General features: G+C 66.9%; 17 protein-coding genes and 1 pseudogene. 7 read left to right on the forward strand and 11 right to left on the reverse strand.

Annotation, left to right across the window (positions count from 1 at the left end; all coding sequences use genetic code 11):
- The 7 genes and pseudogenes from ACCC97_RS25005 to ACCC97_RS25035 form a co-directional block, all read left to right on the forward strand.
- Positions 1 to 730: pseudogene (locus ACCC97_RS25005) on the forward strand (hypothetical protein); the annotation flags it as partial.
- An 85-nt stretch (positions 731 to 815) separates the two neighbouring features.
- On the forward strand, positions 816 to 1,322 hold the full coding sequence (locus ACCC97_RS25010) for an OmpA family protein (protein WP_007838288.1): 507 nt from the start codon (positions 816 to 818) through the stop codon (positions 1,320 to 1,322).
- Between the two features lie 109 nt (positions 1,323 to 1,431).
- Complete coding sequence (locus tag ACCC97_RS25015; protein WP_007838289.1) at positions 1,432 to 4,542, forward strand: glutamate ligase domain-containing protein; 3,111 nt, start codon at positions 1,432 to 1,434, stop codon at positions 4,540 to 4,542.
- Complete coding sequence (locus ACCC97_RS25020; protein WP_007838293.1) at positions 4,539 to 4,709, forward strand: hypothetical protein; 171 nt, start codon at positions 4,539 to 4,541, stop codon at positions 4,707 to 4,709. Before ACCC97_RS25015 ends, ACCC97_RS25020 begins: the two co-directional genes overlap by 4 nt.
- A gap of 75 nt (positions 4,710 to 4,784) precedes the next feature.
- A complete protein-coding gene (locus tag ACCC97_RS25025) occupies positions 4,785 to 6,602 on the forward strand; it encodes a peptidase domain-containing ABC transporter (RefSeq protein WP_056595321.1) in 1,818 nt (605 codons plus the stop codon).
- Positions 6,603 to 6,647: 45 nt separating this feature from the next.
- On the forward strand, positions 6,648 to 7,964 hold the full coding sequence (locus ACCC97_RS25030; protein ID WP_413335643.1) for an HlyD family type I secretion periplasmic adaptor subunit: 1,317 nt from the start codon (positions 6,648 to 6,650) through the stop codon (positions 7,962 to 7,964).
- Positions 7,961 to 9,523 (forward strand): TolC family protein, encoded by a 1,563-nt coding sequence (locus ACCC97_RS25035; RefSeq protein ID WP_007838300.1) that lies wholly within the window; start codon positions 7,961 to 7,963, stop codon positions 9,521 to 9,523. Before ACCC97_RS25030 ends, ACCC97_RS25035 begins: the two co-directional genes overlap by 4 nt.
- Before the next feature lie 122 nt (positions 9,524 to 9,645).
- Here ACCC97_RS25035 and ACCC97_RS25040 read toward each other — a convergent pair whose 3' ends face one another.
- Genes ACCC97_RS25040 through ACCC97_RS25090 form a run of 11 tightly spaced genes read right to left on the reverse strand, consistent with a single transcriptional unit; the run spans position 9,646 to position 21,346 of the window.
- A complete protein-coding gene (locus ACCC97_RS25040) occupies positions 9,646 to 11,064 on the reverse strand; it encodes a sigma 54-interacting transcriptional regulator (RefSeq protein WP_413335645.1) in 1,419 nt (472 codons plus the stop codon).
- Positions 11,065 to 11,074: 10 nt separating this feature from the next.
- Positions 11,075 to 13,141 (reverse strand): TadG family pilus assembly protein, encoded by a 2,067-nt coding sequence (locus ACCC97_RS25045; RefSeq protein ID WP_413335647.1) that lies wholly within the window; start codon positions 13,139 to 13,141, stop codon positions 11,075 to 11,077.
- 10 nt (positions 13,142 to 13,151) lie between these two features.
- Positions 13,152 to 13,685, reverse strand: a complete 534-nt coding sequence (locus ACCC97_RS25050; protein WP_413335649.1) for a TadE family protein — start codon at positions 13,683 to 13,685, stop codon at positions 13,152 to 13,154.
- Entirely contained in the window at positions 13,682 to 14,155 is a 474-nt protein-coding gene (locus ACCC97_RS25055; RefSeq protein ID WP_413335651.1) for a TadE/TadG family type IV pilus assembly protein, read from the reverse strand. Before ACCC97_RS25055 ends, ACCC97_RS25050 begins: the two co-directional genes overlap by 4 nt.
- 34 nt (positions 14,156 to 14,189) lie before the next feature.
- Complete coding sequence (locus ACCC97_RS25060) at positions 14,190 to 14,546, reverse strand: DUF3613 domain-containing protein (protein ID WP_413335653.1); 357 nt, start codon at positions 14,544 to 14,546, stop codon at positions 14,190 to 14,192.
- Positions 14,543 to 15,433 (reverse strand): hypothetical protein, encoded by an 891-nt coding sequence (locus ACCC97_RS25065; protein WP_413335655.1) that lies wholly within the window; start codon positions 15,431 to 15,433, stop codon positions 14,543 to 14,545. The genes ACCC97_RS25060 and ACCC97_RS25065 overlap by 4 nt, the downstream gene beginning before the upstream one ends.
- Positions 15,430 to 16,386 carry a type II secretion system F family protein gene (locus ACCC97_RS25070; protein WP_413335657.1) on the reverse strand — a complete coding sequence of 319 codons (957 nt, stop codon included), beginning with the start codon at positions 16,384 to 16,386 and terminating at the stop codon, positions 15,430 to 15,432. The genes ACCC97_RS25065 and ACCC97_RS25070 overlap by 4 nt, the downstream gene beginning before the upstream one ends.
- Positions 16,383 to 17,387, reverse strand: coding sequence for a type II secretion system F family protein (locus ACCC97_RS25075; RefSeq protein ID WP_413314316.1), 1,005 nt, complete (start codon positions 17,385 to 17,387; stop codon positions 16,383 to 16,385). The genes ACCC97_RS25070 and ACCC97_RS25075 overlap by 4 nt, the downstream gene beginning before the upstream one ends.
- Positions 17,380 to 18,693: a CpaF family protein gene (locus ACCC97_RS25080; RefSeq protein WP_413335659.1), complete on the reverse strand. Its 1,314-nt coding sequence runs from the start codon at positions 18,691 to 18,693 to the stop codon at positions 17,380 to 17,382. Before ACCC97_RS25080 ends, ACCC97_RS25075 begins: the two co-directional genes overlap by 8 nt.
- A gap of 4 nt (positions 18,694 to 18,697) precedes the next feature.
- A complete protein-coding gene (locus tag ACCC97_RS25085) occupies positions 18,698 to 19,981 on the reverse strand; it encodes a histidine kinase (RefSeq protein ID WP_413335661.1) in 1,284 nt (427 codons plus the stop codon).
- Positions 19,982 to 20,017: 36 nt separating this feature from the next.
- Positions 20,018 to 21,346: a type II and III secretion system protein family protein gene (locus ACCC97_RS25090; RefSeq protein WP_413314312.1), complete on the reverse strand. Its 1,329-nt coding sequence runs from the start codon at positions 21,344 to 21,346 to the stop codon at positions 20,018 to 20,020.
- Positions 21,347 to 21,352: the final 6 nt, after the last annotated feature.

Genomic DNA, 21,352 nt, shown 5'->3' on the forward strand with positions numbered 1-21,352 from the left:
GACCGATGGCGGCACCGGCGGCCTGCTCGACGGCGTGCTCGGCAGCGATGGCCTTCTGGGCGGCGTCCTCGGCGGCGCGACCGGTGGCGGCACCGGCGGCCTGCTCGACGGCGTGCTCGGCAGCGACGGTCTTCTGGGCGGCGTTCTCGGTGGCGTGACCGATGGCGGCACCGGCGGCCTGCTCGACGGCGTGCTCGGCAGCGATGGCCTTCTGGGCGGCGTCCTCGGCGGCGTGACCGGTGGCGGCACGGGCGGCCTGCTCGACGGCGTGCTCGGCAACGACGGTCTTCTGGGCGGCGTCCTCGGCGGCGCGACCGGTGGCGGCACCGGCGGCCTGCTCGATGGTGTGGTCGGCAACGACGGCCTCGTCGGCAGCCTCCTGGGCCAGGACGGCCTGGTGGGCAGCCTGCTCGGCGGCTTGTCGGGTGGCAGCAGCCCGGTGGCAAACATCCTGGAGCCCGTCACCAGCGTGGTGAGCGGCGTGACCGATGCTGCTCCGGTGGCATCGAACCCGACGAGCGCGGTTTCCGACCTGCTCGCCCCGGTGACCGACATCCTGGCCGGTTCGGGGGCCGCTTCCCCGGCCGGCGACCTGGTGGGCAGCGTCACGCACGCGGTCACTCCGCTGGTGACCGACGTCGTGACCCCGATCACCAGCCTGGTCGATCACAGCCCGACCGGCACCGCCTTGTCGCCCGTGACGAACGTGCTGCACGGCCTGCTGGGCTGAACGGCAACAAGAACGCAGAAGGAGCAGTGGGGGAGCGCAGCACCAGGGACAGGCCGCCACCGGCCTGTCCCCCGAAAGGATCGATATGAAGAAGAATTTCCAGACACTGGCCATCGTCGCCCTCGGCGCAGTCCTCGTGGGCTGCGCGGCCCCGAAGACGGGCCGCGACGACGCGACCTACTACTACTCGAACAAGGGCGCGGCCGCCCCGGTGGCGAAGGTGGAGCCGCCCCCTCCGCCGCCGGTGCAGAACGGACCGGCCGGCGTGGCGAAGATCGTCTATTTCGACTTCGACAGGTACAACATCCGGCCCGGCGACCGCAACGTCGTCGAGGCACATGCGGGCTTCATGCGCAACCGGCCGGCGAGCCGGATCGTGATCGAAGGCCACACCGACCAGCGCGGCGGGCGCGAATACAACCTCGCGCTCGGACAGCGCCGCGCCGACTCCGTGCAGCGCACGCTCACGCAACTGGGCGTGCCCGCCGAGCGCATCGAGGCCATCAGCTGGGGCGTGGAGAAACCCGCGTCCACCGAAACCACCGAGGAGGGCTATCAGCTCAATCGCCGAGCCGAATTCAGCTACCGCTGAAGCCGGATCACCGCGATGACTTCGACGGCAGTTCCCGGTCTGCGTACACGCCATCGAAGCGAGAGCAGATGACGGGCGCGGCCGGTCTCCCGCATTGGATCGGGGCCGAATGATGTCCTTCACAGACCAGCTCCACGCCTGCCACGAACGCCTGGCTTCGCTGTGCGCGGCGCTGCCGGCCCCCTATCCGGCGTTCACGCTGTTCTTCTCCGTGAGCGATGGCGCGCAGCGCGCACACGTCGTGCACGCGCGGGCCACCGAATTCGAAACCGCCTGGCGCGAAGGCGCCGGGCGCGTCGAGCGCTGGGTGCGCGAGCGCGGCGTCGTGTCGCCGTGGCTGCGCATCGACTGGGTCGAGGGCGCGAGCCCGATGGAGTGGGTGCAGTTCAAGACGCAGCTCACCGCCGTCAAGCGCAACTACTTCCGCCTCGGCCTGGCCTTCGACCAGGACTTCGCGCTCGCCTTCACCGAGCAGGAGCTCAATGCCAACGCCATGCTGTGCGGCGACTCGACCATTGCGCATTCGGTGGTGAACCCGCGCAACTTCGAGGTCTACGGCCAGGAGCGCTTTCAGTGTTCGCCGCCGCTGGACAGCATGCCCTCGGAGCAGCCGGTCTACCTGCTGGCGACGGTGGGTGTGTTCTGCCAGCCCGATGGCGTGGTGCACAAGCTCGTGGGTACGGGGCTCGATGCGGGCCGCCGGCAGCTGCCGGCGCTGAACCCGCAGTCGGTGCTCGACCTCGTGCGCAGCGGCTCTTCGTATCTCGCGCGCCAGGTGCAGAGCGACGGCCTCTTCGTGTACGGCTATTTCCCGTGCTTCGATCGCCGCATCCCGACCTACGACGCGGCGCGCCATGCGAGCGCGCTCCACGCCATGCTCGAGGCGTGGGAGCTCACGCGCGACGAAACGCTGCGCGCGGCCATCGACCGCTCGCTCGACCATCTCACGGCCTCGCTGATCCGCGACTACACGCTGGCGGATGGGCGCGCGGTGGCGTTCCTGGTCGACACCGGCGGCGAGATCAAGCTCGGCGGCAATGCGGCCTGCGTGCTCGCGCTGGTGAAGTACTGCGAGCTGATGGACACGCGCCACTGGCTGCCGCTGCTGGAAAAGCTCGCGCTCGGCATCGTGTCGCTGCAAGATGCGGCCACCGGCCGCTTCAACCACGTGCTGCACGCGGCCGACCTCACGCTCAAGCAGGCCTCGCGCATCGTCTGCTACGACGGCGAGGCGGCCTACGGCCTCATGCGCCTGTACGGCCTCACACGCGAGCCGCAATGGCTGGCCGCGGTCGAGAAGGCCTTCGACCATTTCATTGCCAGCCAGCATTGGCAGGTGCATGACCACTGGCTCAGCCGCTGCGTCCACGAACTCACGCACTGGAGCCCGCAGGAGAAGTACTTCCGCTTCGGCCTGCAGAACGTGGCGGGGTATCTCGACTTCGTGCTCGACCGGAAGACCACCTTCCCGACGCTGCTCGAACTCATGCTGGCCGCGCAGCAGATGCTCCAGCGGCTCGAAGGCATGCCCGCGATGCGGCACCTGCTCGACGAGCTCGACACCGAGAAGTTCTATCGCGCGCTCGACTACCGCGCGCACTACCTGCTCAATGGCTTCTTCTGGCCCGAGATGGCGATGTACCTTCGCCGTCCGTCGAGCATCGTCGGCTCGTTCTTCATCCGCCATCACTCGTTTCGCGTGCGCATCGACGACGTGGAGCGTTACCTGTCGGGCTTCGCCGCCTACCACCGCTACCTGGTGGAGCGGCGCACCTTGCCCGGTACGGGCGGCACGAGCGGCGGCGGGAGTGCCGGCGTGCGCGACGACGGCGCCGCCTGGACCGCGAGCGAGATGGCGCACGTCACCGGCGGCGAATGGGTCGTCAAGCCCGAGGACGGCTGGCGCGCCACCGGCGTGGCGCAGCGCTCGTTCATGCGCAAGGGCCGCGTGGTGTTCGACCACCAGGCGCGGCCGTCGAAGACGCCGCTGGCCGCCGTCACGCTCAAGGGCGTGCTGCAGCCGGCCGCCGCCGTGCTGTGCACCGACCCCAAGCCGCACCTCGACAAGCGCGTGCCCGTGCTCAAGGTGCCGAACGTGCTGCAGGCCGTGCTGGAGCTGGGCGATCATGCGCGCGCCGAGTTCACCGGCCGCGTGTGCGGCGTGCTCGGCAGCGGCGCGGCGAACGGCGTCGCCAGCGGCACCGTGGCCGCCATGCTGGCCGGCGCGCTCACCGTGTGGGGCGAGGTCGGCCAGCCCGAGGGCAACGTCAGCCTGCCATCGGGCATCGCCTGGAACATGACCTGCATGCCACGGCACGCCGCCTACTGGGTGCTGGAGATGGGCACCTCGCACATGCCGGCCTCGGCGCAGCTGGTGCGGCCTTCGCTGCTGGTGGTGACGGGGCTCTCGGCCGCGTCGCAGAAGCACCGCGGCCCGACCGAAGCCGCCGCGCGGCTCGACAGCCGGATCCTGCTAGCCATGGCGCCGGGCGGCAGCGTGGTGCTCAACCGCGACATGCCCGAGTTCGCGACCTTCGCCGAAGCGGCAACGGCGCGGCAGTTGCAGATCGTCACCTGCGGCGAGCACGAGGACGCCGACGTGCGCCTGCTCGCCTTCGACCACGGCGAGGTGCAGGCGCTGGTGGCGGGCGAGCCCTTCCAGCTGCGGCTCAATGCACCGGGGCGCCACATGGGCGCAAGCGCCATCGCCGCGCTTGCGGCCCTGCAGGCCATGCGCCTGCCGCTGGCCGCGGCGGTCGAGCCCTTCGCGCATTTCGAGCCGCCGGGCGGCCGCGGTGCGCTGCACACCATTCACATCGGCGGCGGCAGCTTCAAGCTGATCGACGAGACCTACGACGCCAACCCGAGCTCCATGCGCGCGGCGCTCGAGATGCTGTCGCAGGCCCCCTGCGAGCCGGCACGGCGCGTGGCGATCCTTGGCGACATGCAGGAGCTCGGCCCCGCCGCGCAACGCCATCACCTCGACCTCGAGGCCGAGCTGCTGGCCTCGCAGCCCGACCGCGTGCTGCTGTGCGGCCCGCTGATGCGGGCACTGCACGCGCGCATTCGTACAAAGGTTCGCTCGCACTGGTTCGTCGATGTGTCCGACCTGTCGACCGCGCTCGGCGGGCTGCTGCAGCCCGGCGACTGGGTGCTGGCGAAGAGTTCCGCAGGCGTAGGCCTGTCCCGGTTGGCCCGGGTTTTGAAAGCACTGCCATGAGCACGAGATGGGATGTACTTCCGCAATCGCCCTTCGACCATGAGGCGCCGCCGCGGCGGCGGCCGCCGATGCGCCGTTGGTGGCTGGGCTGGGCGCAGCTGCTGTGCGCCTGGGTGCTCTGCATGCTGCTGTGCGCCAACATCGCACTGGTGCTGGCCGGAGCGTGAATTTTTGCCTTGTAACAGTGAGGTAACAGTTGATAATGGCTCAGGCGTCATTGCACGACGGATCGGCTTTTTCCCATGATCAAGTTTCTCTTGCCCAGCCAGCTGGTTGCCGAAACGCCGGACGAGCCGGGTGCCAGTCCTTATGCCGGGGCACTGAACGCCGCGTTCCGCGCGGCCTACCCGCTCGTGAAGAGCGCGGCATGGCGTTCGCTTCCCATCAGCCTGTTCGGGCTGCTGCCCTCCATCTTCCTGCTGCAGGTGTATGACCGCGTGCTGTCGCGCAGCGGCTTCTCGACGCTCGCTGCGCTGGTGAGCGGCATCCTGTTCTTCCTGTGCATCGAGTTCTGGCTGCGCACACGCCGTTCGCGCCTGTTGCGCAACGCGGGCGCCATCATCGACCACGGCGTTTCCGGTGCCCTGCTGCAATCGATGCTGGCCCGGCCGCTGCGCGCGCTCGAGGCACGTCCCGCCTCGGTGTGGCAGCAATACTTTCGCGACGTGGGCTCGGTGCGCGGCACCGTCACCGGCGGCCTCGCGCAATCGATCTTCGACCTGCCGATGGCGATCTTCGCGCTCGCCGTGATCGGCATCGTCGCCTTGCCGGTGCTGCCCGTGGTGGCGGCGTTTCTCGCCATCATGTCGTTCCTGGCCTGGTGGTGGGCCGACGAGGTCCGCGCCGGCCGCGTGGAAGAAGTGCAGCGCGGCCGCGGCCTCGACCGCATGACCGCCGAGATCTGCCATGCGCGCGAAACGCTGAAGACGCAGGCCAACGACGGCCCCATCAGCGACATGTGGCGCCAGACCTACAACGCCTGGCTCACCGAGAGCTTCAGCAAGAACGGCCAGATCGAGACCGCGCGCGACGGCACCACCGTGCTGCTCACGGTGTTCTCGGTCATCGTGGTGACCGTGGGCGCCGTCTCGGTGATGGAGCAGTGGATGACGGTGGGCGGCCTCGTCGCCTCGAACATGCTGGCGCTCAAGGCGCTGCAGCCGGTGGCCGGGCTGGTGTCGAACTGGCGTTCGCTGGCCACCGCCAAGGAAGCCGCCAAGCGGCTCGAGAGCGTGCTGTGCGAACCGGTCGAGAAACCGCCCACGGGCATGACCCTGCCGCAGCCGCTCGGCCGCATCACCCTGAAGGACGTGAGCTTCAGCTTCACCGACACCGCGCAGCAGCCGGTGCTGGAAAACGTCGACCTCGACATCGGCCCGGGCGGGCTGCACGTGATCGTCGGGCGCAACGGCGCGGGCAAGTCGACCATGGTGAAGCTGCTGTCGGGCCTGTACACGCCCACGCGCGGCATCGTCAGCATCGGCGAGTACGACCTCTCGCAGTTCGGCCGCGAAGAGCTGTCGCGCTGGATCAGCTACCTCTCGCAGGAGGTCTACTGGTTCGGCGGCTCGCTGATCGACGTGATGCGCCGCACGGCGCCCGGCCAGAGCGACGAGCAGATCGTCGCGGCCTGCAAGCTCTCGGGCGCGCACGACTTCATCTCGCGGCTGCCTGACGGCTACCGCACCATGATCGGCGAAGGCGGCACCGGCGTGTCGGTGGGCGAGCGGCGCAAGCTCGCGCTGGCCATGAGCTTCCTGCGCAAACCTTCGGTGCTGGTGCTCGACGAGCCCAGCAACGACCTCGACTTTCAGAGCGAGCGCAACCTGCTCGCCACGCTGCTCGCGGTGGCCAAGGTGCGCACCGTGGTGGTGGTCACGCATTCGCTGCGCATCGTCTCCGCCGCCAACGTGGTCTATCACGTCACGGGGCAGGGCAACGTGGAGCAGGGCGCGGCGGCGGTGATGGTGCCGAAGCTGTTCGGCGTGAAGAAGCCGCTGGTGGCGCTGGGCGATGCGGAAGACGGCGCGGGCGCCGCTGCCTCTCGTTCGATGGCGTGACGAAGAACGAACGAAGAGCGAATGACGAGTGATCGGGGACGCGACTTGAAATCAGATTTGCCGCAGATTCTTCAGGACGAGAACGACAGGCGCGCGGCCCAGGCCTCGCCGCAGGGGCGGCGGCGGCAATGGATCATCGGCGGCGCAATCGGCGTGCTGGCGCTGGTCGGCCTCGGTTTTCCGATGGAAACCGTGGTTGTCGCACCCGGTCGCGTGATCCCCTCGGACCGCGTCAAGTCGATCCAGCATCTGGAAGGCGGCATCGTCAGCAACGTGCTGGTGAAGGAAGGCGAGAAGGTCAAGCAGGGCCAGTCGCTGGTCGAGATCGATCTTGGCGGCAGCGGCCTCAACTTCGAGGAGCTCTCGGCCCGCTACGCGGCCACGCAGGCCACGCGCGTGCGGCTCATGGCCGAGAGCCGCGGCCAGCCGCTCAAGCGTGAATCCTTCGCCGCCGACATCGACGAAAGCGTGTTCGAAGGCGAGACCGGCGCCTACCAGGCGCGCGCGCTCGAACAGCGCGGTGTCATGGCCGGCGCCGTGTCGGGCCTGGAGCAGGCGCGCAGCAAGCAGCTGGAGCAGCAGGCCAAGGTCAAGGGCCTGAGCGACCGGCTGGCGCTGATGCAGAAGGAGCTCGAAATCTCCGAGCAGCTGTTCAGCGAGAAACTGGTCGGCCAGGTCGAGGTGCTGGAGAAGCGCCGGCAGGCCGAAGGCGTGCGCAGCGAACTCGCCGTGGCGCGCCAGGGCGTGATCTCCGCCAACGCGTCCATCACCGAGGCACAGGCCAAGATGGCCGAGGCCGAAGGGCGCTTTCGCCGGCGCGCGTCGGACGAACTGGCCACGGTGGAGCGACAGTTCGCGAGCCTGAGCGAAGACCTGGCGCGCGCGCGCACCCAGCGCTCGCGCACCGTGGTGAAGGCACCGTCGGACGGCATCGTCAAGGGCCTGCGCAACTCCAGCCCCGGCTGGGTCGTGAAGCCCGGCGAATCCATCCTCGAGGTGGTGCCCGACGAGGACGAGATCATGGTCGAGGCGCGGCTCAACCCCAACGACCGCGGCTTCATCGAAGTGGGCCAGCCGGCGCGCGTGAAGATCACCGCCTACGACTACCTGCGCTACGGTGCCGTCGACGGCAAGGTCAAGCTGGTGGCGGCCGACGCCGACCGCGACCCCGCCATCGCCAGCGGCGCGCCGTACTACCGGCTGCTCATCAGCATGTCGCAGTCCCATGTGGGCCGCGACGAGAACCGCATCACGTCCGGCATGGAGTCCGAAGTGGACTTGCGTGTGGGCACCGATCCGTTCATCTGGTACATCCTGCGACCTGTGCTCAAGCTGCGGCGCGAAGCCTTCCGCGAACCATGAAGTACCGCCAACCGGCCGACCGACGCCGCATGGGCGCCGGCGTTGTCTGCGCAGCGCTGTGCGCGAGCTTCGTCCTGCCGCCCGTCGCCTTCGCGCAGGAGCAGCAGGAGGCGGGTGCCCGGCTGTTGCTCGCGCGCCGGCTGTCCCCGCCCTCGCTCGGCGCCGCGAGCTACACCCAGCAGGTCAAGCAGGCCCTGGTCGCGCTGTCGCAGGACTACCCCGAAGTGCAGACCGCGCAGGCCGCGGCCAACACCAGCAGCTACGGCGTGGACGCGGCCAGGCAGGCGCGCTACCCGCGCTTCAAGTTCGGCACCTCGTCCGGCAACTACAACAGCGGCGCGGCCAATGCCAAGACGCAGAGCTACACCGTGCTCACCGCCGAGGCGCGCGTGAGCCTCCTCGACGGCGGCGCAATGAGCGCGGCGCAGCGCGCCGCCGAAGCGGCCAACCAGGCAGACGACGAGGCCGTCGTCACCACCTCGCAGAAGGTGGTGCTGGATGCGCTCACCGCCTACCTGCAGGTGCAGCGCTTCGACCTGAAGAAGCAGATCGCGCACAAGGCCACCGAGGTGGTGGCCGAAATCTCCAAGGCCGAAGCCCGCCGCGTGGCATTGGGCGTGAGCGGCGACAACGACCTCAACATGGCGGCCTCGCGGCGCGCGCTGGTGGCCGCGCGCGAGTCCGACTTCGAGGCGCAGCGCGACGAGGCCCTTGCCAAGTTCCGCAACTACTTCAAGTTCTCGCCCAATGCCGAGTCGCTGCCCGTGCTCGCGGCGCCGGCGCAGTGGCGCATCTCCTCGCAGGAAGAGGCGCTGCGCCGCGCCGAGTCGCGCAGCACCGAGATCGCCGAGGCGCAGGGCCGCATCGACCGCGCCAAGGCGCTGGCCGACCAGCAGGACGCGAGCCTCTACCCCTCGCTCGACGCCGTGCTCGTGAAAAGCAAGGACCCGCGCGGCGTGTCGCCGCAAGACCCGACGCGCGCCGCCTTCGAACTCAACTGGAACTTCGGCAACGGCTTCGATCGGCAGCTGCGCCTGAAGTCGGCGCTGGCCGAAGTCGCCAACCAGGAAGCCAAGCTCGAAAGCGTGAAGCTCAACCTGTTCGAGCTCACGTCGGCATCGTGGGCGCGCACCGTGTCGGGCCGCGAGCGCGAGCGCCAGCTGATGGAAGCCGTGAGCACGGCCGGCCAGGCCTTCCGCGGCCGCCGCCGCCTCATGGAGTTCGGCCGCGAGACCCTGCCCAAGGTGCTCGACGCGCAGCTCGACTACTACACCCTGCTGTTCGACTACATCGATGGCGTGTTCGACCTGCGCATCTCCGAGCTGCGCCTGGCGCGCACCACCGGCGAACTGCGCATCGACCCGGCCGGCCCCAACGGCTGGATCGACCGCCTCTTTGGCGCGCCGAGGCGGCAGGTGCTGACGGAAGACGGCCTGCTGGGTGCGCTGTGCATCTCGAGCAACACGACTTGCGCGGCCGAGCCCACGGTCGACCGCTCGCCCGGCACGTCGTTCGCAAACCCACCGCTGCGCAGGACCACAAGGCTCGGCACCAACTGATCCACGAGGCAAGCGAAGCCCCTTCGTGAAACACCGAGGAACCGGCTTTGCCGGGCCTCAGGTGTTGCCCCCGGTAGGGGGAAGGAGAAGCGACACGAAGTGCGCGAAGCCTGGGGGCGAGCCTATCCAGTTTCGGGGATGCCTGGCTCGCCGTCGAGGATCTGGTACTTGCGCATCTTCTCCCACAGCACCTTGCGGCTGATGCCCAGGTGCTGCGCGGTGTCCTGGCGCTTCCAGTCGTTGATCTCCAGCGCCGCGATGATGCGGTTGCGCTCGCTGCTGTTCCAGCCCTTGCGGTCGTTGCTGCCATCGAGCGAGCCGTTGCCGTTGCCCATGCCGTTGCGCTCGCTCGGGGTCGCCGGTGCCGGCGTGCCGCGCGTGAGCGCAATCGCGCGCTGGATCAGGTTCTGGTCCCAGCCGTGCAGCTGCCGCGCGATCACGCCCACGCGCTCCGCGAGGTTGCGCAGCTGCCGCACGTTGCCTGGAAAGTAGGTCTCGGCCACCGCATCGCTGAGCCAGTGCGGCGTTTCGCCGAGCGCTTCGAGCTCGTCGCCGAGCACGTTGCCCAGCAGCGCCTTGAAGATCGCGATCTTGTCGACCTCGCCGCGCTCCTCGAGGCTGGGCACGTGCAGCTCGATCACCGCGAGCCGGTAGAACAGGTCGGCGCGAAACTCGCCGCTCGCCACCATCTCGCGCAGGTTGCGGTTGGTGGCCGCCACCAGCCGGAAGTCGACCCGCACCGGCGCCGTCGCGCCCAGGCGCGTGACCGCGCTGTCTTCCAGCACGCGCAGCAGCTTCACCTGCTGGTAGCGCGGCAGGTCGCCGATCTCGTCGAGAAACAGCGTGCCGCCCGTGGCCTGCTCGAAGTAGCCGCGGTGCGCGTGCACCGCGCCCGTGAACGAGCCCTTGGTGTGGCCGAAGAACAGCGACTCGAAAAGCCCGTCGGGAATCGCGCCGCAGTTCACCGCCACGAACGCGCCCTTGCTGTAGTGCTGATGCCCGAGGTGCAGTTGCTGCGCGATGCGCTCCTTGCCCACGCCCGTTTCGCCGCGCACCAGCACGCTGTGGTTGCAGTCGGCAAAGGCGCCCACCTCGGCCAGCAGCGCCTTCATCGCCTCCGAGTGCGCAACAAGAACGTCGGGCGCCTGCGGCGCCACTTCGCGCGCGCGCAGCTGCCGCACCAGCTTCGCGACCATCGTGCGCAGCTCGGCGCAGGTGAAGTCGTAGGGCAGCACGTGCAGGTACTCGGGCGGATAGGTGCGCGAGTCGCGCTCGCGCGAGCCTGCGGCGACCCAGATCACCGGCATGCCCTGCAGCAGCTCGGTCGCATGCGCCAGCCCGCCGCTGTCGATGACGGTGACGCTGATGATCGCCACCGACGGGCGCAGCGCCGTGCCGCGGTCCTGCGGCGGAGGCGGCATGCCGTCGGCCCTGACAACCTCCACGTCGAAGCTCGCCATGCACCGCGCGATGCGGTCGAGGATGTCGGCTTTGCCTTCCCAGACAAAGAGGTCGAGTTCGTCGAAGTTGGGGACACTCATGAGAATCGATTCAATAAACCAGTTGTGCACCGCCCTGACACGACAGCCGTGCTCCCACCTCTGCTTGCGCAAGATCGATTCCCAGCAGATTGAGCAACGTGTTGACTGCGGGATCGAGCAAGGGGGCGAGCGCATTCGTGATCACCGTCTGCAGACTATTCATAAGGCCGCTGATCAGGCTCAGGGTGCCATTGAGCAATCCGCCAAGCACGCCGCTGCTGTTGCTCGAATACGGTTGGATTTGGATGCCACCCAAGGCAGGTCCAAGGCTCTGAACGAGCGATGTGGCACTGATGGCCTTGAAGGATGGGTCGGAACCCGCGCCGTCGTACGGCGCCGCATCGATTTCCGGCAGATTCGCTGCAGCTGGCGCCGTGTACTTGAGCGCCCGGCCGCTCACGCTGCCTCCGATATCCGAATTGACAACCAGACCCAGGCCTGAGATGACGGTTTTCTTGGCGCTGTTGATGTCTGAGACGAAGTTCCCGGTTGCATCCCTCCACTTCTTGCCACTGCAGGACAGTGAAAGAACAGCGCAGCTGTCGAATTTGGCCTCGCGGTATCCGATCTCGACAATGCCCACTGGCTCGGCCGTTGCGGGAAGAGAGGACGAGAAGATGTTCGAAACCCTGCCGATATTGAGGCGCGCCACGCTGCTGTTAGCTTGAACGTCCAGCGACTTGCTGTCGCTAGAGTTGCATGTGTGATCGGTTACGAGTGCGGACCCGTTGCCCGAGCTGATACCTATTTCGATGAGCGCGGGGAGCGCGGTTGTGTAGATGACTTTCTGCGGCTGACAGGCAGGTAGCAGGCCACCGCAGCCGACCAGCCCTACTAGATCGGGCACGATGGTGCCGAGGTTCAAGCTCGCGACACCGTCGAGGAAATTGACGAGTGGAGAGAGAGTCGCCGTCACCGTGGAAGACACGTTCGACAGCAGGTTTGTGATTCCACCGAGGTCCACGGACAAAAGTAGGCGAACCTGTGCGGTGCGCACGTAGATCTTGTTAGGGTCGCTGACGCCGAGGATGGGGTTGATGAGTTCGGGGTTTCCCACCGCCGAGACCTGTGGTGGCTCGACCACCTGGACCTTCGTGGTGATGCTGGCGATGCCCGGTACCGTGATCGGCACATCGGCCGCCAGCCCGTTCTTGCCGTTCGCGACCTGGATCATCCCCTGGACGAACTGGAAGAGTTGAAGATTGGTGCTCAGTCCTGCAGCGTCTGTTCCACTGGCGATGCCCAGCAGGTCGCCAGGCTTGAGGGTGAATGGAGAGGCCTGAACGCCCACCAGCACATCGCGCAAGGCCTGCAGCGTGAAGGCGGAGGTGTTGCCTCCGCGTTCCATGACCGAGATCATGGCCTGCAGCAGAACACCTGCGTCGACGTTGGTAGCAAGAACCTGGTCGTAGTTGGCGGCACTGATGTGCAGATCGAGCTTTAGTTGGTCGAGGAAACTCAGCAACTGGATGTCGGTATTGAGCAGGCCTTGCCAGCCAACAGGCTGGACGGCGAGTGAGCCGCCCAGCAAGCCGCCAAAAAGTGCATTGAGCAGTGTCGACTGCTTGGTGTCGATGCTCACCAGCGTGCTCCGGATGCTGAGCGCCGCCTGCGGAATCGCCTGGTACGCGATGGCGGAAACGACGATCGAATGCTGGGCGTTTCCGGTGAACGAGAGCGGCAGCATCGAAGGGCTCCGCGTGATGGAAACGCGCACTGCATTCAACTTCTCCCCGGCATTCGGCGCGCCGAAGTAAAGCGGAGGGGCGCGAAACACCGGGTCCCAGTTGCCGCATACCACCTCGGCATCCGTCAGCGGGTCGATGCCGACCGGAAAGTTCTTTACGGCGTTGTCCTTTGCAGCCTGCTGAGCAACGCCGCATGCGGACGGCTTGAGTGCCTGGGCGCCTGCCAGTGCGGCTAGGTCGACCGTCTTCTGAAGCTCCCTCTTCATGAAGAACAGGTAGCCGAGTTCCGTGCCGATCAGAACGATCAGTATCAGGCTCATCGCGATGGCCGTGTTGACCATGATCGATCCGCGATACCGTTGGCGGGATGATTTCGATGCGTGTCTCATGGCGCGCCTTTCAGGATGGAAGCACGGCGGTTGTCCGGCCCGTCAGCGTGTCCGGCATCCAGCGGCTGGTGTCCAGAAGAGGCAGCGTAGGCAGCAGGCGGTTGGCGCTGTAGGGATAGGCCACGGTCACGACCGCTCCCGTAGCAGGCGCGGAGCCGCCCGCACCCGTCAACACCACATTCACGTTCACGTGGCTCTTGATCCAGCCTAGGCGGCTCGCCATGTCTGCACTGCTGGCTTCCGGCACGACCAGCGAACCCGCCAGGGATTCGTGGATGGCGTCCTGGACCCTCTGCCTGCGCAGGGCGTCATCCGAAAGACCCATCATGGAAGGCTGCGATAGCGCGCGTGCACCGTCTTCGGCGGCTCGCGACACGGTCTGCTGGACATACAGGACCGCCCCGAACGTAGCGATGCCGTAGATGGCCAGGAACAGGAAAGTGAAGACGAACGCGAACTCGATCGCTGCAATTCCGCGCTGGTGGCATCGGTGCCCGGCGGCGGACCGGGGGCGTTCCCGCGCCGTTGCGATGCGCTGCGTCATGGTGTTCTCCCGTCGAGCAGCATGCTCGCCTTGGCAACCAGGGTATCGGGCACGGCAAAAGCGGGCAGCGGCGGCAGCATGTCCTTGAGGCCCGATGCGGTGATCGTGACCACGATCTGGCACCGCTGTTCCCACAGGATGCTGCACACGCGGGTGGCCGAGCAATCGTTGCTGGCCACCTGGCAGATCTTCGCATCCACGGTGGGTGCGACAGGCAGCAGGCCGCTGGCCTGGTCGCGCGCGACGTCGTGCGCTTTGGCAGCCCTGGTGGTCGCGCCGACCGGATACCGAAGCGCTGCCCGTGCACCATCCTCGGCGGCATTCTGCAATCCGAAGCGGATGGCGAAGAGAACGCCGTAGCAGATGATGGCGTAGAGCAGGGTGAAGAAGAGCAGGAACGCGATGGCGAACTCGAGCGCATAGACGCCACGTTGGGTACGCGGATTCGTGCTGGAGCGCGAGAGCTTCATGGTGTGCCGTCGTTCGAAAAGCGAAGCCCAGCGGCTACCTGCTGCCGCCCGCGCTGCTGCCGGTCTTGACCGTCGAACTCATGCGCTCGGGAATCGGATACTCGAAGCTCTTCAGATAGCGTTCATAGCTTCGGCGTGCGACATCACCCGCAATGGGGCGCGCCGTGGGCGATGCGAAGCTGCCGTCTCGCTGCCTTGCGAGCAGGCTCGTCGCGGCATCGCCAACTTGCAGGGGCGGTGCTTCGTCGTACTCGGCCTCTGCCTGCGGTGCGGCTTTGGCCGTGTCGTCTTGTGCGGGCGCGTTCTGTGCAGAGGCGATGGCGGCGGCCAGTGAGAGAGAAAGGCCGACCATCGGCCCGGCGGCCCTCAGGCGGGAAAAAGGGTTCTTCATTCTGTGCCTCGTGAGATCGAACTGCGGGAAGTCATTGCGCCTGCATTGGCCTGCTGGCCGCCCATGCCGGGCCAGCGCGCCGCCTTGAGCTTGAGCGGCGCCGTGCTGTCGTCGTAGATCGATGTCCCCATGGTCGCCGCCCGGGGGAGCGGCTGCACGGCAGCGAGCGGCGCACTGCCCAGTTGCCGTGCACTCTCGCGAATCGCTTCGCGCGTCGCGGGCGACATGCGGTGGGCTTCCATCAACGCGTCGGCTTGCGCTCTTTGCTGCGTGACTTCAAGGTACAGCGCAAGGTTGGCTTGTGCCTGGGGGTTGTCGGAGCGCAGTTGCAGTGCCTGCATCAACGGCAGGCGCGCCTGCGCGACGAGCCCTGCGCGGAGGCTGGCGTAACCCAGGTCGCTCAGGAGCACCGCATCGGTCGGATTGCGCCGTTGCGCTTCCTTCAGCAGCGCAACGGCTGTGGGATAGTCGCCGCGCCCGCCCGCCAGCAGTCCGAGGCCGTGGTAGCCGGCGCCCTCCAGCGGCGTGCCGATCAGGCGCTTGTAAGCTGCCTCGCTCCCTGCAGTCTCGCCCGTCTGGCGCAGCGCGTCGGCGCGCATGCGGCTCGAATCAGGAGAGGCACCCCAGCGCTGTTCGAGCGCATCGATGTGTGCAAGCGAAGCGAACCACAGGCCGTCCGTCTGCATCTGCTCGACGAGCTTCATGTACGTTGCGGCGGTGTCGATGTTCGCCGCGTTCTTTTGCGTCGCGGCAGCCTCTGCGGCCATCCGCTGTTGCGCATCGGCCGCAGCCGGATACAGGCCCTTGGGCCCGCCGCAGCCGGCCAGCATCATCAGGGCCGCGAGCAACGCGCAGGCGCACTTCGAGTCATGCAAGGCGATGTTCATTTGGACATGGCTCCCAGTGAACGGATGATGGCGATGAAGCCTGGGCCGGCGGTCACGATCACGAGCGCCGGCAGGAGCGTGCTGACCATCACACCGGTCATCTTCACGGTGATCTTGCCGATGCGCGCTTTCATCTCCGACTTGCGGTGTTCGCGCAACCGGTCGCTGAATATGCGCAGGGGTTCCTGGACGGCGCCGCCGTGGCGATCGACCTGCACGAGCAGGGAAACCATGCCCGCGAGGTTGTCGTTCGCATGCAATGTACCCAGGCGTGCCAGCGAATGCTCGCGTGTGCGGCCGCGGCTGTATTGGCTGTTGGCGAGATTCAGCTCGTAACCCAGCACCGGCATGACGTGCGAGAAGTCGTTGGCCATGATCTGCAGGCTCTGGTCGAGGCTCAAGCCCACACCCTGAAGAAGCCGCAGGAGATCGATGAAGAGCGGCAGCTCATGCGCCACGCGTTCGCGCCGTTTGGCGGCCAGTCGGCCGAGCAGCCACTTCGGAATCATGAAGCCGATGCCGATGGCCGACGCCGCGATGATGGTGAGCTTTCTCGTCGAGACCGCTCCGGGCCAGAACAGCAGCGCCAGCGTGGGCAACAGAATGGCCAGCGCGAGCCGTGTGACCAGAAAGACGAGCTGCGCCCGCGCCGAGGAAAATCCGCACTGGTCGATCAGCCGCCGGTCTTCGTCGGCCACCAGGGCCTTGCCGATCCGGGTGTTGAGCCAATGCAGCGGGAGGTCGGCATCGGCGCGCCTTGCGGCCTCGACTTCCGACAGGCCATCGACGACCGGCGAGACGACCGCATCGTCGCGATGGAGTGCGCGGCCGATAGCCTTGCCGCGCCGGGCGCGCCGCGCTTCGTTGACCATCAGGCCCGCCGCCGCGGTGCAAAGACCGAGCGCCAGCAGCGCGAGGCTCCATGCGGCGAGCTGCGTGGGAGTGAACGTCATGTCAACCTCGCCAGGCGATAGAGCAAAACGGTGCCAAGCAGCTGCAGGCCCACCGCGCCGAAAATCATCATCTGGCCGGTGGAGTCGTGCCACATCCGCAGGAAGTAGCCCGGGTTGGAAATGATGATGAAGCCGCCCACGCCCAATGGCAGGAGACCGAGGATCCACGCCGACAGCCGTGTTTCGGCCGACATTGCGACGAGTTCGTGTTGGGCCTGCTCCCGGTCGCGCATGAAGTTCGCAACGCGCTCCAGCAGCAGGTCCGCGCGCCCTCCGTAGCGCACGCCCAGCCCGAGGATGGATGCCAGGAGATACATCTCCTCGACGCGCACGCTGGCTGCCGTCTGGTGCAGCGCACGGTCGAGGTCCACACCGGCGCGCACCAGGTTGGCCGCGCGCTCGAGATAGTTTTGCAGCGGCGCCTGCGTGGATGAAATCGCCAGTTGAAACGCGGCCTGCGTGGAGTTGCCGATGGTGATGAGGCGCACCATCGAATCGATGAATGCGGGAAGCTGCCCGACCAGTTGGCGGCGAAACTTCTGAAGGCGCAGCCACAGCCCGAACAGAGACAGGGCCAGTAGCACGACGAACGTCCCAGCGGCGCTGATCCAGCCGGCGAACAGGCCGGCCACCGCGCTCAGTGCCACGATCGCGAAAGCGCACAGCGCGATCGCCTGCACCGAAACGGCGCCTTCCAGCCAGGAGGGCAACAGTGCCTGCAGGCGTGCCTTGTGCGTCGGCTCCGGTGGCGGCTCGCCGCCAGCATTCATCCACGGGTCTGCCGCGATGCCGCTGCCAGGCGTGTCGATGAACGAGGTGCGCGGCGAAGCTGATAGCGAAGCTTCCACGGCGACAGCCACGGCCTTGGCCTCGAGTTGCTGTGCCAGGTGGCGGTAGGCGGCTCGCCGCTCCTGGCGCCCGCGCGCCCATTGCCAAAGCAGGATGCCTGCCGCCGCGAGCAGCAGCGCAAGGCACGCCATGCCCAGCAGGATTTCATCCACGGCGGTCCCCTTGCGCACGCGTCAGCATCTGACGGAAGCGGGTGATCTTGGGCGAGTGAGGCGCGATGCCGAGGGATATCCATCGGTCGCGTTCTTCGCCGTCGGGCGACACGATCGGGTCGTAGCGGTAAAGCTCCTGCATCGCCACGACGTTGTCGTTGACGCCTGTGATCTCGCTCAGCGAGACGATGCGCCGCTGGCCGCCCGACATGCGCCCGATCTGCACGATGAAATCGATGGCATTGGCAATCTGGCGGCGCAAGCTCACTTCGCTGCCCTGGTAGCCCGCAAAGCCCGCGAGCATCTCGAGACGGTAGAGGCATTCGCGCGGGGAACTGGCGTGGATGGTGCCCATCGAGCCTTCGTGGCCGGTGTTCATTGCCTGCAGCATCTCGATCACCTCGGCGCCCCGGACTTCGCCGACGATGATGCGATCCGGCCGCATGCGCAGGCTGTTGCGCAGCAGGTCGCGGATCGAAACCACGCCTGTGCCGTCGAAGCCGCCGGGGCGGCTTTCGAGGCGCACCACATGAGTGTGGCCGAGCGAGAGTTCCGCCGTGTCTTCGATCGTGATCACCCGTTCGGCGGGCGGAATGAAGCTCGCGAGGGCGTTGAGCAGCGAGGTCTTGCCGGAGCTCGTGCCGCCGCTGACGAGAATGTTGCAGCGCGCGCGCACGGCGATCTCGAGCAACTGGGCCATGCCTGCGTCGAAGGTACCGAGCTTGACCAGGTCTGCCGGTGTGAGCGGCTCCTTGCGGAATTTCCGGATCGATACAGAAAGCCCGTCGATGGCCAGCGGTTCGATGATGACGTTGATGCGTCCCCCGTCGGGCAGCCGCGCATCGACCATCGGGTTGGCTTCGTCAAGCCGACGGCCCAGCGGTGCGAGGATGCGGCGCACGATGCGCATCACGTGCTCGGTGTCGGCGAAGCGCAGCGTCTCGCGTTCGAGCACGCCATTGCGCGATACGTAAACGTTCGTGTGCCCGTTGATGAGGATGTCTTCCACCGCGGGATCGTTGAGCAGGTCTTCCAGCGGCCCGAATCCCGCCAGTTCCTTGGTGAGCGAATCGGAGATGAGCTGCATCTCGCGGTCGTTGATCGGCACCCGCCGCAGCCGTACGAAGCTGTCGACTTCCAGCTCGACGAACTGCTGGATCGATGCGCGCGACCAGCGGCCGAATTCCGCGCCTAGCTCCTCGATGCGGCTGAGCAGATGGTCGTGCGTCCAGCTCTTGATGTCCTGGAACTGCTGCGAATTGATGAATGCCTGATCGTCGTCGGCAAATTCGATTTCGGTGGACATTGGCTCAACTTTCGTTTGAACTCTTCCAGAGCCCGGTGATTTGCGACATCAGTGCAACCCAGCGCTGATCTTTGGCCGGCGGTTGGCCCGACACGGACATGTACTGCTGATGGAGGCTTCGAGCGAGGCCTGTGACAGCTTGCGAATAGGGATCGCTGCGCGCGGTGCGTACCAGCATTTCCCCGCGGCTTGCCGCGGCCAGCAGCGCAGCGCTGCGCGCAGGCAGCACGTGCAGCAGCGGCAATTCGAGACGTTCGGCAATGTCCTTCGCCGACAGGCCGACATGACTGTCGAACTTGTTCACGACCAGGGAAAGATGCTCGGTCTCGATGCCTCGCGCGCGGAGCTCTTTCAGCAGGTTGGCAGTGGAGACGATGGCGCCGATGCTCTGGTCGCACACGACCCAGGTCTGCTGTGCTTCGTGCAGGGTTTGAGCGATGAAGTCGATGGTCGAGAAGCCGCCGAGGTCTGCGATCTGAAAGTCGAAGAAGTCGGAGAGTCTCCTGATCAGCGCTACGGAATCGGCGTGCGAGATCTCGCGCACCTGCGACAGGCTCGCGGGCAGCGGCAGCACGGCGACGCCGCTGGTGTGGTGTGCAAGAGCCGTGTGCAGCAGCGTCTGGTCCAGGCGTCGCAGGTTGCGTACGCCGTCGACGAAGCTGAAGCCGCTCTGGGTGTCCAGGTAAAGCAGTCCGTCGCGCGCAGGAAGACCGAGATCGAGCAAGGCCACGCCGTGTCGCGTTGCGCGCGATTGCGGTCTCGCGGGCGCGTTGGACAACTGGGTGTGCAGCATCAGGGCCAGGCTGGTCGCAAGCGTGGTCACTCCCAACCCGGCACGCGCGCCAAGCAGCGCAAGGGTGCTGCCGCGGGTACCGCCTTGCAAGCTGCCGCGGCGCTCGAGCAGTGTTTTCAATGTGGTCACTGCCTCGGTCGGCGCCGCCGCGACGTCGACGAAATCGTCGACACCTGCGCGCAGTGCCGCAAGCATCGCGGCGGGCTCCGTGGACGTTCCCATGGCAAGCACTGGCAAGGCGGGCCAATCTCTCCTCAGGCGCTGGTGAAGCTGGCTCGCACCAGTCACCTGGTCGGATGAGAAGTCGATGAATATCGCGGCCGGGCCGAGCAGGGCGATGCGCTCGTCGATTGACTTCGCGTCCGGAGCAAGCACGACCACGGAGCCCACCCGCCCGAGCGCATCGGTCAACCACGTGATGTGGCCGCCGTTGCTCGATGCGAACAGGTAGGTTTCCGCGCCTGTTTCGGGAATGCTGTCGCGTGGTGCGTTCATGAGGTCAGCATTTCTGGCGTTCACACTGCTGTTTCTTCAACGCGAGAAGCCGGGAAGCGCGGTGTTGGCTGCGCCGCCCAGGAAGATCGAGCGCCACACTGCGCCGTCGCGTTGTTCGGCGGTGCCCGGCAGGAACGGGGCGAGATCGGTGTTGCGTGCGATCGGCTTGACCAGGTGCGGCGTCACCATGATCACCAGCTCCTTCTCGCTCATCTGGTACTTGTTCTGCCTGAAGAAGGAGCCGAGAACGGGGATGTCGCCGAGCAGCGGCACCTTGTCGACGTTGGATGACGTGGTGCGGCTCACCAGACCGCCGATGACGAAGCTCTCGCCATCGCCGAGTTCGACGGTCGTATCCGCGCGGCGCGTCGTGATCGCGGGAACCGCGACGCCGTCGATGCTCAGGGCGTTGGTGTAGTCGAGGTCGCTCGCCTCCGGAGCGACCTTCAGGACGATGCGGTCGTTCGACAGGACCGTAGGGGTTACCGACAGGCCGATGCCGAAAGGCTTGTACTCGATGGTTGTTGCCCCAAGGCTTTGCGGTACTGGAATCGGCAACTCCCCACCAGCAAGGAAGCTCGCGCTCTGGCCCGACATGGCCACCAGCGTCGGCTCTGCAAGTACTCGCGCGAGGCCGTTGCCTTCGAGCAGGTTCAGCGTCAGCTTCATGCCGCGGCCCTTGTTGGCATTGCCAAAGCCCAAGGCAAGACCGAATGCATCCGCCAGAACGCCGCCCGGCGTGGTGTTGCTGAAGCTGAAGCCATGGCTGTTGGGGCCATAGGAGGAAAGGTTGAATCCCGCTTCCTTCAACACGCTCCGGCTGAACTCGACGACCTTGACTTCGACCTGGACGGTGTGGCTGCGGACGTTCACGACCGACCGGTCCTGCAGCGCAGTCTTTTCATCGGCGCTTGAAAGGGCGATATCCGTGGCCTGCTGGTGCGCGGGGAGACTGTCGGTGGAGCCGGTCAGCACCGCCGCGCGGCGACGGACTTCCACGGCATACGTGGTGGCTGCGGGGCTGCCCTTTTCCCAAACCATCAAGGTCGTGCGTCCTGCCGCCTTACCCGTCATGATGAGGCGCGCACCGGGCGATCCCGCGGCCTTGCGGGTCAGCGTGACGCCGACCACGGCCTCGTCGGCGATGGCCATGCGATCGATGCCCTTGTCGACCAGCAGTTCCTGCTGGGTTCCCGCCTGCATCACGAGCGCAATGGGCTGCCGCGCGGGAGGCGTCTTTGTCTCCGGGCCAGCTGCCTGCGAAGCGGGCGGCACGATACCGAGCGAGACCAGGCACAGCGCGACGAGCGCAAGGCGAAATGGAGGCCGCCGATTCCTTGTGAACTGGCAGGGCAAATGCGGCATGTGTCT

The sequence above is a fragment of the Variovorax sp. Varisp85 genome (assembly GCF_047304045.1).
In the GTDB taxonomy this organism is placed as follows: Bacteria; Pseudomonadota; Gammaproteobacteria; order Burkholderiales; family Burkholderiaceae_C; genus Variovorax.

Coding starts and splice junctions, on each gene's coding strand:
- ACCC97_RS25010 (WP_007838288.1), top strand. CDS start 816: ATGAAGAAGAATTTCCAGACACTGGCCATCGTCGCCCTCGGCGCAGTC.
- ACCC97_RS25015 (WP_007838289.1), top strand. CDS start 1,432: ATGATGTCCTTCACAGACCAGCTCCACGCCTGCCACGAACGCCTGGCT.
- ACCC97_RS25020 (WP_007838293.1), top strand. CDS start 4,539: ATGAGCACGAGATGGGATGTACTTCCGCAATCGCCCTTCGACCATGAG.
- ACCC97_RS25025 (WP_056595321.1), top strand. CDS start 4,785: ATGATCAAGTTTCTCTTGCCCAGCCAGCTGGTTGCCGAAACGCCGGAC.
- ACCC97_RS25035 (WP_007838300.1), top strand. CDS start 7,961: ATGAAGTACCGCCAACCGGCCGACCGACGCCGCATGGGCGCCGGCGTT.
- ACCC97_RS25040 (WP_413335645.1), bottom strand. CDS start 11,064: ATGAGTGTCCCCAACTTCGACGAACTCGACCTCTTTGTCTGGGAAGGC.
- ACCC97_RS25045 (WP_413335647.1), bottom strand. CDS start 13,141: ATGAGACACGCATCGAAATCATCCCGCCAACGGTATCGCGGATCGATC.
- ACCC97_RS25050 (WP_413335649.1), bottom strand. CDS start 13,685: ATGACGCAGCGCATCGCAACGGCGCGGGAACGCCCCCGGTCCGCCGCC.
- ACCC97_RS25055 (WP_413335651.1), bottom strand. CDS start 14,155: ATGAAGCTCTCGCGCTCCAGCACGAATCCGCGTACCCAACGTGGCGTC.
- ACCC97_RS25060 (WP_413335653.1), bottom strand. CDS start 14,546: ATGAAGAACCCTTTTTCCCGCCTGAGGGCCGCCGGGCCGATGGTCGGC.
- ACCC97_RS25065 (WP_413335655.1), bottom strand. CDS start 15,433: ATGAACATCGCCTTGCATGACTCGAAGTGCGCCTGCGCGTTGCTCGCG.
- ACCC97_RS25070 (WP_413335657.1), bottom strand. CDS start 16,386: ATGACGTTCACTCCCACGCAGCTCGCCGCATGGAGCCTCGCGCTGCTG.
- ACCC97_RS25080 (WP_413335659.1), bottom strand. CDS start 18,693: ATGTCCACCGAAATCGAATTTGCCGACGACGATCAGGCATTCATCAAT.
- ACCC97_RS25085 (WP_413335661.1), bottom strand. CDS start 19,981: ATGAACGCACCACGCGACAGCATTCCCGAAACAGGCGCGGAAACCTAC.
- ACCC97_RS25090 (WP_413314312.1), bottom strand. CDS start 21,346: ATGCCGCATTTGCCCTGCCAGTTCACAAGGAATCGGCGGCCTCCATTT.